Annotated in this window: 8 protein-coding genes and 1 CRISPR repeat array; of the genes, 4 read left to right on the plus strand and 4 right to left on the minus strand. The window is 37.6% G+C overall.

Annotated features, from left to right (window positions below):
- Positions 1 to 342 precede the first annotated feature (342 nt).
- The gene (locus tag B5D30_RS03310) at positions 343 to 1,218 is read left to right on the plus strand and encodes a sortase domain-containing protein (protein ID WP_078806622.1); all 876 of its coding nucleotides are present in this window, start codon (positions 343 to 345) and stop codon (positions 1,216 to 1,218) included.
- A 502-nt stretch (positions 1,219 to 1,720) separates the two neighbouring features.
- Positions 1,721 to 3,343, plus strand: a complete 1,623-nt coding sequence (locus B5D30_RS03315) for a BglG family transcription antiterminator (protein WP_078806623.1) — start codon at positions 1,721 to 1,723, stop codon at positions 3,341 to 3,343.
- 581 nt (positions 3,344 to 3,924) lie between these two features.
- On the opposite strand, the gene B5D30_RS03320 is transcribed toward B5D30_RS03315, so the two are convergent.
- On the minus strand, positions 3,925 to 4,782 hold the full coding sequence (locus tag B5D30_RS03320) for a sortase family protein (RefSeq protein ID WP_078806624.1): 858 nt from the start codon (positions 4,780 to 4,782) through the stop codon (positions 3,925 to 3,927).
- A 445-nt stretch (positions 4,783 to 5,227) separates the two neighbouring features.
- A CRISPR array of direct repeats spans positions 5,228 to 6,039; the repeat unit is 36 nt; unit sequence ATTTAGAACCCTTAAACCCCGTGAGGGGACGGAAAC.
- Positions 6,040 to 6,289: 250 nt separating this feature from the next.
- On the opposite strand from B5D30_RS03320, the gene B5D30_RS03325 reads away from it, so the two are divergent.
- Both B5D30_RS03325 and B5D30_RS03330 read left to right on the plus strand, forming a co-directional pair.
- Complete coding sequence (locus B5D30_RS03325) at positions 6,290 to 6,871, plus strand: CYTH domain-containing protein (RefSeq protein WP_078806625.1); 582 nt, start codon at positions 6,290 to 6,292, stop codon at positions 6,869 to 6,871.
- Positions 6,872 to 6,986: 115 nt separating this feature from the next.
- Positions 6,987 to 7,616: a DsbA family protein gene (locus B5D30_RS03330; protein WP_078806626.1), complete on the plus strand. Its 630-nt coding sequence runs from the start codon at positions 6,987 to 6,989 to the stop codon at positions 7,614 to 7,616.
- Between the two features lie 62 nt (positions 7,617 to 7,678).
- Here the strand turns inward: B5D30_RS03330 and trmB are convergent, their stop codons facing one another.
- The 3 genes from trmB to B5D30_RS03345 all read right to left on the minus strand — a co-directional run bounded on the left by trmB (position 7,679) and on the right by B5D30_RS03345 (position 10,462).
- Positions 7,679 to 8,314: a tRNA (guanosine(46)-N7)-methyltransferase TrmB gene (gene trmB / locus B5D30_RS03335; protein WP_078806633.1), complete on the minus strand. Its 636-nt coding sequence runs from the start codon at positions 8,312 to 8,314 to the stop codon at positions 7,679 to 7,681.
- A gap of 63 nt (positions 8,315 to 8,377) precedes the next feature.
- Positions 8,378 to 9,037 carry a YutD family protein gene (locus tag B5D30_RS03340; protein ID WP_234984615.1) on the minus strand — a complete coding sequence of 220 codons (660 nt, stop codon included), beginning with the start codon at positions 9,035 to 9,037 and terminating at the stop codon, positions 8,378 to 8,380.
- Positions 9,038 to 9,073: 36 nt separating this feature from the next.
- Positions 9,074 to 10,462: a bifunctional metallophosphatase/5'-nucleotidase gene (locus B5D30_RS03345; protein ID WP_078806628.1), complete on the minus strand. Its 1,389-nt coding sequence runs from the start codon at positions 10,460 to 10,462 to the stop codon at positions 9,074 to 9,076.
- Between the last annotated feature and the right edge of the window lie 820 nt (positions 10,463 to 11,282).

Raw genomic sequence — 11,282 nt, forward strand, 5'->3', positions numbered from 1 at the left:
GGTTTTTGTATTTATGGCGGAGGTTTTTTAGAGGTACCCTTATTTGTGGAAATTTATTGTTTCACCTCCCATACTGTCAAGACAAAGAAGAATAACGAATAAGTCTACTTTTTTTAGACAATAAACCGTCATTTTTTTATATTGAGGAGGGAAAAATTGATAAAAAGCGTAGAAATGTTGAAATATCAATGGTATAGACCGTATCAAAAATTTTTATGCTTGTGAAGCTGAGTCGGGTTGCTATTAAAAAAATGAATGTAGTTTTATGATTATCTTGTAAATGAAACAGGAGAACATACAAAATGATATGTCTAGTCAAATAAACAATGGAGGCAAAATAAAATGAAAAAATCAAAGGTATTCAAACTATTATTCACAGCATCTCTTACAGTAGTTGTAGTCGCTTTAATCGGTGTTTTCTATAATAGCATGGAGGCACAAGCGACAAAAGCAACTGATGAGGAAAATGCAGTTGTTCAACAAATTGCTTCTAAAGCAAAAAAAGAAGCGACAGCTATATCCGCTATGTCAAGTTCAACAAAACCAAGTGCTACTAAAGCACCAGCATCAACTGCTACTTCTACTACGCAATCAGCAGAAGAAACTACACAAACAACCGAAGAAGAACCGCAAACACAAGCATCAACGGAAGATGTGGCACAAGCAGATACAGCAGATGCCACTTACGAAAGCACAGAGCCAGCCGAAGAAGCTCCTGCCACTCAACCAGCAACTGCACAAGAGCCTGCAACACCAGCACCAGCGGCAACTGCTACACCACAAAAGCAAGAAAATACACTCCAACCAAATACGATTTATGTTGCAGGAAGTGCCATTCCTTACCAAAATGGAGGTCAAGGAAGTGGGCAATCCATTATTGACAGCAATCCGAACGGCGTAGCATCAACTTGGGGTGGAGCAAGCGTGCAATCAGGCAATGACGGCATGAACACTCACTTTATTGGACACAATGTTGGAGCATTTAGTTGCTTGCTTGGTGTAAATGTAGGAGCAAGTATTGTGATTACAGACGGCAATGGAAATGCAACAACTTATATTGTCAACGAACGAGATGTGGTAGATACACATGGAGTAGATACTACGACAGGTCAAGATCTTTGGGATAGAATTACAGGAGCAGGTGGCGGAGAACGTGTAACACTCCAAACTTGTTTGAGCGATACAACAAGACTTATCTTATTTGCAGGAAAAGCATAAAGAATAAAGAATAAAAGCATTGATAGACTTTCTATTGATGCTTTTTTTATGTGGTGTGCCAGTCATGGCAGCTAAATAGGTGGTGGAATTTCATTGCAGACTTGGCAGTAGGAACTGGTAGCGAGAGGCAAAGTGTTTCTGTGAGGGCGATGTATAGACGATATGATACATAACCAACTGTTACTACACTTGAAAAACATCAGAGGAAGGAACACTACAAGGTGTGAACTTATCTCCGTTGTTAAGTAACATTTATTTAAGGGTATCACTAAAATTTCCAACGCCATTACTTCACATTTTTCTTGATAAAACTTATAAAATTTAAAAATTCTCCTTGTTTTTATGCTAAGTTTTTTTATAATAGAATTATAATAAAGAGCTTTAAAAACTCTATATAAAAATAATTTTTTCGAGAGAATCCTGAGTTTTTAGAGTTTCTATGTCATAAACCTTAAACTTTGCACACTATCCTAAAATGTATGATGATGTAGGAGGGCTAACAATGTTTGAACTGCTAGAAAACAAGGAAATTATTAAATTACTCATGCTCGAGACAATGCAGCTTTATGCGGTAAAAGAGGCGGATATTCATTTTTTTGAACGTTATTTAGAAGATATTTTGAGGCAATTTCATATCAAAATGAAATCTTCTCGATCTATTTTGCGTTACATGGAAGAAATCTCTGAGGATATTCAAACTCTTGGACTTTATGAGAAAATTCCCGTACAATTGCGAGGAAATGCGTTATTTGTGGATTTGGAACATCCTATGCAAATTTCTTTTTTATACGCTAGTTATTTGCAGTCAACGATAAAATTTTTGTTAAGCTATCAAACGCTTAAAGACAATCGAAGAAGTCTCATGAAAATTCGCAGTTGGATTGAAACGCTAGAGTTTGAAAATTTTGCGAAACATTCGTTGAAAAGTAGTGAAATCACTCTAATGGAAAAACGAAAAGAAATCAATCTGAAAATCAATTCACGAAAGTTTGAAATCAATAATAAATTCACTCTGGAGGGAAACGAGATACAAATACGCATTTTTCTCTACGAATTGTTTCACCGTTCCTTTTGCCCTTATCAAATGAGGGATTTCATGAAATTCGATAACCGTTGGTTGTATAGTTTCGCTAAAAAAACAGAGATTTTACTAAAGGATTTTCTGCAACGAACAACAGAAATTTTTCATCCCTTTTCAGAAAGTCAATATCTCTCGTTTTTTGCCATGTTTAATATTTCGATGTTACGAGCAAGAGAAGGGCATTTTCTTCCGAAAAGAATCGAACACCGTTTTTTGCGTTTGCCCGAAGAGTTTTCCGAAGAAATGGAACGTGTCTATCACATTTTGTTTTCATATTTTTGTGCCGAGGGAGTTGAGAAGAAAATCGCCGAACAAGAAGTGAGAATGTTGATGAATTTTCTTTTCATCGCCAATTTTCCACGGCGAGACACTACACAAGACTGGCTAAACCCTACATTTCGTCAACAACTTGATCGCATTTGGGAAAAATTTGTCGAACGTTTTGAGGAAAATTTCCTTTTACCTGATGAGATAAAACAGATTTTAAAAACACCATTTTCATTAGCTGTCGCTCGCTATATGCGATTTGAGGGCTTTTATATCAAACAACCGCTACTCATCGAAGAATATGAAAAGAATTATCCGATTGCTGTAAAAGCTGTTGAACTGCTTGCTGACATCATGAAAAAATACTCACAAGAAAACCGACAAACTTACGATTTCTCAACTCAGTTTGACAATATTTTTTTCAATCAAATGATTTATCCGTTTATTTATGGATTTTATGGCAAACAGGAATGTATTCATTTCCCCGCAACCAAACTTTTGCCTAAAATAAATGTTTGTGTGGATATGGCTGATAATATTATGAAAAATGAAGTCATTCGTGACACTTTGTCTCTACATTCTGGTGTGCATTTCCATTTTCAAGAAATACCAGATGAAACGACTGATTTTATCATTACAAACGTTGCACCAATCAAAAAAGAAACCGCAATCATCTTTGAATGGCGATTCAATGTTAGCGAGGCAATGTACCAATCTTTCTTTAAACTAGCTCTCAAGCTACAAAAAAATAGATTGGAGGAGACAGCTCAACATTAATAAATCGTCTGCTCGTGTGAAGTGAGCAGACGATTTTTTTGATAGGTGGTTGCGTGGGTTGAAATTTGGTAAGTGTTCGCAATGTCGCTTGAAACTTTGATTCAAGCATGGCTCTCTGCGACAACCTCCTGAACGCCCCTCTTGCTTTTCTTTGTCTAGCTACGAGGGGCTGAAGTCTGGCAACTGCTCACAATGTCGCTAGAAACTTACGTTTCTAGTAAATGAACGACAGTGTTTGCTGTTGCAGACTTCAAAACGCCCCGCTCGCTTTTCTCTGTCTAGCTACGAGGGGCAGGAGGTTGGTCGCTGTTCGCAATCCCACTTGAAGCTTTGCTTCAAGCAAGTAAATGGCATGGCTCACTGCGACAACCTCCTGAACGCCCCGCTCGCTTTTCTTTGTCTAGCTACGAGGGGCTGAAGTCTGGTGGCTGTTCGCAGTGCCGCTCGAAACTTGCGTTTTGATGCTAGTCTTTCAAGAATCTTTGATTCTTAGAAAGACTGTATGCGAAACGAAGTGTAGTAGCAAGTGAACGGCACGGCTCACTGCCACAGACTTCAAAACGCCCCTCTTCGCTTTTCTTCTAATAACAAAAAAGTATTAAACGCCAGATGTTGTCTATGCAGGTTTGAATGACTATGCGTTCTCCTTCGTTTGCGTTGATGATGTTGTAAAATAAATCTTTTCCTGTTCCACGCTCAATTCCTGACGGGTCAACCAATGTGATTTGCGTAATAGTGTAATAATACATTACACCTCCCCCGTCTGTCACTTGAACCACTTCCCCTTTTTTCGCACTGACGAAACACGTAAATGCTCCCTCGTTGTGTCCGATAAAATGTGTACTTAAACCGTCCACACCAGAGAATATTTCTGCTCCGCCCCAAGTAGAGGCGACACCATAAGGGTTGCTGTCAATAATCGCTTGACCGTTTGCTTGACCGCCGTTTTTAAATGGAATGGTAAATTCTTGGTAAAAAATCGTCCATGATTGTACTTGTGGCACTTCTGGTGGTGAAGGTGGGGTTACTGGGGCAGGTGGTGGTGGAGTTTGTTTGACCTCTACTTTTTCTTGCTCTTGAGGAACCGATACCGGTGGTGCTGGAGAAGTTTCTACTATTTCTTCTTGTTGAATTTCTTCCGGTGGAATTTCTTCTATTTTTGGAGGTTCCACTATTTCCTCTTTTGCTACTGGAGTTTCTTGTTTGACCTCCTCTTTTATTTCTGGAGTTTGTGGTTCATTCACCTCTTTAAACTCCTCGTTTTCAGCTACGTCTATTACTTGCATATCCTCCAACTCTTTTTTGTTTTCTGCTGGAATGACAAGTTCTTCTACTGCATTCACTTCAGAATGTAACGGAAAATGTGTTGGAAATACTTGTGATAAGCCATAAGTAAACATCACGTAGCCAAGTGATAGGGCAAGGACTTTGGTTTTCATGATTGACAACCCCTCTCTACACTTCATCTTGTGAAGTGTTTGTCTACTCATTTACAAAATTCCTTTTGTATAGGGTACCCATATCTATCGCCTTTTACAAACTTATCTTAGGTCAAATTGCAACGCATTTCATTAAACCTTTCTCCTGAAAAACGGACAAAAAATATAATAAAAAATAGTTTTTCCCTTTTTCGTCAAAATTCTCTCTCGCTCAATCCTTTAGCAAACACTCTTTGTCTATTTCCCAATAATCCAACATTGAAATATAAGAATTTGCACTTTCTTTTGACAATTATTATATGGTTACCTATATGATTAAGAACATTTTTTATTTCTTTTTGCAAAAAAAACTATTTCTCCCACGTTTTTTATGGTAAAATAAGAGTAAGTTCGGTGGAGGATACAATATCTTGTATGTCTTGAATCCACACCCACAAAATGTAGGATTTAGAACCCTTAAACCCCGTGAGGGGACGGAAACCTATCTAAGGCTTGCTTAGTGCCTTCATCTAAAATTTAGAACCCTTAAACCCCGTGAGGGGACGGAAACTTTGTAGTACAAATGTCAGGAGTTCCGGGAGTATTTAGAACCCTTAAACCCCGTGAGGGGACGGAAACGGTGTCCATAGTGCTGCCATTAAAGCTACCAATAATTTAGAACCCTTAAACCCCGTGAGGGGACGGAAACATTTTTTCCTTCAGGGTCAACTGCCCCCACATTTTCCATTTAGAACCCTTAAACCCCGTGAGGGGACGGAAACTATCAACTAACTTTTGTTCGATTTTACCGCTTACATTTAGAACCCTTAAACCCCGTGAGGGGACGGAAACACGATACTTTTTCTCATCAAACCCCACATAAAATTTAGAACCCTTAAACCCCGTGAGGGGACGGAAACCAAATCATTTGCTTGTGACGACGGATTATCCTGTAACATTTAGAACCCTTAAACCCCGTGAGGGGACGGAAACATGTAGAAGATGGTTTGGAGGATTTGATGAATACATTTAGAACCCTTAAACCCCGTGAGGGGACGGAAACCGAGTACGGGTCACGATAGTCTTTCATCGTTTGAATCATTTAGAACCCTTAAACCCCGTGAGGGGACGGAAACAAATTCTACAATTCCTGAAAATTTTGACATTTTGAATTTAGAACCCTTAAACCCCGAGAGGGGACGGAAACAATCGCCCTGTGAGCGATACGTTGTTAATCATCTATTTTAGAACCCTTAAACCCCGTGAGGGGACAAATAACCCAAAAAACAACTTTCAAATAAATGGAAGTTGTTTTTTCATATAAAGATACCTACAATAAGTTCCCCTAATAGCTCTTCTACTTTTACCTTTCCATTGATTTGTCTTATAATATGGTTACAAATACTATTCGTCAGGTGGAATATTTATCTTTTTGACCTAACTTTAGCATTAGAAAAGACTTTGAGCGGACTTTAGTTCGCGAATGACCCCGCTTGGACGAAGTGAGAGCGTAGAAAGGAGAAAAAATATGAGTGAAAATCTTGAAATTGAATTTAAAACAATGTTAAGCGAGGAAGAATATTTACACGTTTTGCACTATTTCAATGGAAACGAGACAAATTCTTTTACGCAAGAAAATCATTATTTTGACACGGAAAATTTTGAATTAAAAAATCGAAAAATCGGCTTGCGTGTTCGCACATTGCCTACTTCTGCAGAATTGACAATCAAAATTCCGCAAACAATTGGGAAATTGGAAATCAATGCACCGTTAAGCGTAGCTCAAGCAAAAAAGATACTTTCGGAAAATAAATTGCCAAAAAATAATGTTGTGGCAAAAAAATTAGAAGAATTGAGTCTTGAAGTTGACACATTCAAACATTTCGGCACACTTACTACCAAACGTGTAGAAGTTGAAGTTCCAGAAGGATTAATCGCTTTAGATGAAAGTTGGTATGGAGACGGACACGACTATGAATTGGAGCTTGAAGTTTCAGACGCTGAAGAAGGAAAAAAGGCTTGGTTGCAACTGTTAGAGACGCTCTCCATTCAAAACAAACCTGCTAAAAACAAAGTGGCTAGAATGTTTGAACAGCTTGGAAGAGTATAAAGTCTTAATATTATAGTCAAGAGTTAACATTTTCAAAAAATCGCTTTTCGTGCTATTATATTAATGTAGTTATTAATCAAAGATACTGAGATTAACGTGCTTGGAGGTGATAAGCGTGATTGAGATTTATTTATTTATCAATCCTATTGGAAACGAAAGTATGCTTGCTGAAAAGCAAACTTTGGCTATTTCTGAAAATGATGAAAAAAACTTCCATTTTCGTTTTATTCCTGTCGTCAATATGCGTTCTATCAAGGAAACTTTACTTCGTGACGGAATTGTCAGACCTAAAATAGAATTGCTCAACCATTTGTTTGAGATAAGCTATTCTGCTGCTTTAGATTTAAAAGCCATTCAACTTCAGGGGAGAAAAAAAGGACGAGAATTTCTTTTGACCTTGCAAGAAGAAATCAACACTCACAACAGAGAGTATGGAAAAGAATTAGTGCTTGATGTAGTAAATAAAATCGGAGCAAATTTTGAATTGTTTTGCTTGGATCGGCAAAATGATTTGGTCAAACGAGCGTTTATCAGCGACCAACAACTCGCACGTGAAATGGGTGTCAGATTATTACCAAGTGCTGTTGCCTACAATTTTGAAAATGACGATGATGCCATGCTATTTGAAGATGACTTACCTCAAAGCATTGCTTATTTCTACCAACAAGAGAGAAAAAGAAATACTTCACCATTGAAATTTTCAAAGTATTTCTCTCATCACAATACAAATTTAAAATCAAATTAAATAAAAAAAAAAAATCGCAGAAACTTCATTTGAAAAAATGAAATTTCTGCGATTTTTCTAGTCTAAAACCTCGCCTCCACTCGATAAATCCTCTGTCCTTTAGAAGAAAATTTCTCCTCATATTCTGTCATAATATTTCCCTCATAGTTAGAAGTGTGCAAATCTAACCACACTTGCTGGAGTTTCATACCATATTGAGAAAAACTCATGAGCGAGTATTCAAAAAGTCCTTGATTGTCTGTTTTGAAATGAATTTCACCATGTGGCACAAGAATCGTCTCAAACGTCGCAAGAAAGCTCTTATACGTGAGTCTACGCTTTTCATGACGTTTTTTATGCCAAGGGTCAGAGAAATTCAAATACAGCAAATCCACTTCATTTTCCGCAAAATAATTGGTCAAATCACTGCCGTCAACACGCAATAGCTGAACATTTGGCACATTTGCTTCCAGCACTTTGTCAAGAGCATAACTAATCACCGACAGCTGAATGTCAATGCCGATATAATTGATTTCAGGGTGTGCTTTTGCCATTTCCGTAATAAATCGCCCTTTGCCACTGCCCACTTCAATGTGAATAGGGTGGTCATTGCCGAACCGCTCATGCCAGCGACCTCGCCACTCATCAGGGGTTAGCACCACCCAGTCTGGATTTTCTGCGATATATTCTTCCGCACCTTTTCTTTTTCTTACACGCACAATTCTTCCTCTTTTCTCATAAAATAATGAGAAAATCATCTTCTGATTTCCTCATTTTATCGTTTAGCCTTTTTGTCGAATGGTAAAGTTTCGTTTTTTCTCGACTTTTGTATATTCTTTTGGCTGATTTTCCTTTTTAGTAGTCGTCTGTTTAAAGACTGGTTTCACACGTTTTGGCTTTTTCTCGTTGACTGGAGAAATTTTTTCACGTGTATGTGCTTGAGTTTGATTTTGAACTTGACGTTTTTTATTGCCGTAGTTTTTCCGTTTTTTCTTAGGAGAATACTCTCGTACCTCCTCACTGCGATAACGTTCGTGTTTGCCACCAATGCGTTCTAAAACAAAAAATGCACAACCAAAATTACAAAACTCATACAAATAATCTTCTAAAGTATCAATTTTTTGTTCTGCCAATGCTTTTTTATGCGTAGAGTTAAAAAATCCTTTCAAACGAAGTTGTTCATACCCCCAATCGCCCACGACATAGTCATAGCGAGAAAGCACTTCTGAAAAACGCTCGCCTAATTTTTCTGGCTCGAACGCTTCACGATGATTGTAAACCAAACGATATTTTCTTTCGCCAATTTGTACGATTTCACCGTCAACGTCCACATTTTCTGGTGTCCAAAGCTTTTTGAGTTTCTTCTCTTGAGCTTTTTCTTCTTCATGAATTTTATCTAAAGTCGCCTCTAATTCTTGCGACAAATCATGTGTTTTACTCATGTTTTCTTTCCTCATGTCTATAAAATACTTCTCCTATTATACCGCATTTTCCTCCAATGGAAAAGTCTTAGAAAGATGTTTTGCCAAAACCGTCCGAATAAATTCAGGAAAAAGAAACTCATGTTCGCTATATAGCTCTATCGTTGGAAAAAATGGAAGAAACATCAAATGGTCAACCGTTGCAAATGTGTAGTTTTGATCATTCTCCACTTTTTTCCCACAATAATAAACCTCTCTAGTTTCTTTGTCGAAGAAAATGTTTTGATAGACTAGCTCTCCAAATATTTTGCCACGAAATCCCATGCCGACAACCGCAAACGGTCGCAAAAATGAACGATTTTTTTCCATTTCATAAATCATTCGCCGAAAATTTTCACCGTCAAGCGTAACCCGAAGAATGTGCATAGGATGTGGCAATGTGCGGTGCAACTCGTCCATGTTGACGATTCCTTTTGGCAAATCTGTCTGGAGAAGTCCTGTATTCAAAATACTCGCCTCCGTGTTCGCAAAATTTGCAACAGCATTTAGTGTCATTTGTGTTAAAGGAAAATTATCTTCCGCCTGATTGGTCAAGTCAAAGGGAAGATTGGCGATTTTTTCTTCCTGTAAAAGTGCATGACCTTTATTCATGTAACCCAAAATTTCCTTTTCATCTGTGGCAATTTCCCGCATTTCAGCCGTCTTATACGTGTGTGCCTCTTTGCTGACAATTTTCTTTTCCTCTAGCAAAAGTGTCACTTTGCCAACATATTGCCCAAATTTTCCCGCACCAGTAAGCAATACACCATTTTCCAGTTTGCCATTTTCAAACAAATGATGAGTATGACTGCCTAAAATCACATCAATTTCTGGGAATTTTTGAGCAATTCGCTTGTCTGCGTTCACCCCTAAATGACTCATCAAAATCAGCACATCTACCTTTGGTCTAATTCGTTCCACCCACTCGTTCATCATCTCTTCTGGATTCAAAATCTTCCAGCCATTCGGCTCATACGTGAGCGGAAACGGAGCAGTAAAAGCAAACAAACCAATTTTTGTTCCCGAGTTTGTAACGAGAATTTTCTCATCTTTTCGCCAAGTAGGTGGCTCTAAAGTTTCACCGTCCAATAAATTTCCAAGCAATACATCAAAATTCGCCTGTTCGTACAAATGGTCAAGCACAAATTTTGGATTGCCAATTCCTTCATTGTTGCCAATCGTAACCGCATCATAGCCTGCTTCGTTCATCAGCTCAATACTCTGTTTTGCGTCTGTCGCCTCCGTAAGTGGATGCCACCTATCAACAAAATCCCCCAAGTCAACCGTCACAACCGTTGTCTGTTCATTTTCCGCTTTCTTCCCCTCTTGCAAAAACCGCCGCACCTTACACCAATTGTCCAAATGAGAATGAAGATCGCCACTGTGTTGAATAATAATTTTTTCCATGATTTGCTCGTTTCTGTTTTTTATAAAGGGTACCCTAAAGAGAATTGTTTTTATTTATTATAACAAATCAATCTTTTTAAGACATTTTTTAGCAGTGCCAAAAAACACCCCAATACTAATAAGAATTTTCTGGACTTTTTTCTATGAAAAAGGTAGTGTCCTTCGCCCCTGAAGTCCAAGCGGAGTCACTCACAATTTTCGCCTGCTCGAAATCTTTTCTAAATTGTTTTAAGTTCTCGAACTATTCAATTTTACATGACCTTAACCCTAAAACTAACAAATCGCACAAGCTCCATTTAAAAAAACGAATTGCATACAGTTTTTCTTACAGTTTCAATTATGGGCACCTCTAAAAATCTTTTATAAAAAAAGTTTTTTACGATATCTAAACATTAAGCGAATTTTGAACTGAACGCAAGTAAAATGAAAGGAATTTTTATTTATTTAAAACCGAAAGTTCACAATGTTTTTTCTATCAGAAAGCACAAGCAAACATAGACTTTACAAAAAAATAGCAACAATGCTCATTTCACGTTCAATTGAAAGAAAATACACACAAAATTGTTACAACGGATGAAATCATTTTTAATTAGATTTCTTTAACGAAATTTAAACAATAAATAATAATATTGCCATTTTCATCTCTTTATGGTATAAATAACAATAGATTCTTTTTAACCTAGTATTTTTAACATAAAAGAATGCCTACATATTCACAAAGTAACACAAAAAGAAAAGCGAAGAGGGGCGGTCAGGAGTTTGCAACAGTGAGCCGTGTCGTTTATCTACTCGAAACGCAAGTTTCGAGCGACACTGCGAA

The organism is Pilibacter termitis (assembly GCF_900167335.1).
GTDB classification, from domain to species: Bacteria; Bacillota; Bacilli; order Lactobacillales; family Streptococcaceae; genus Pilibacter; species Pilibacter termitis.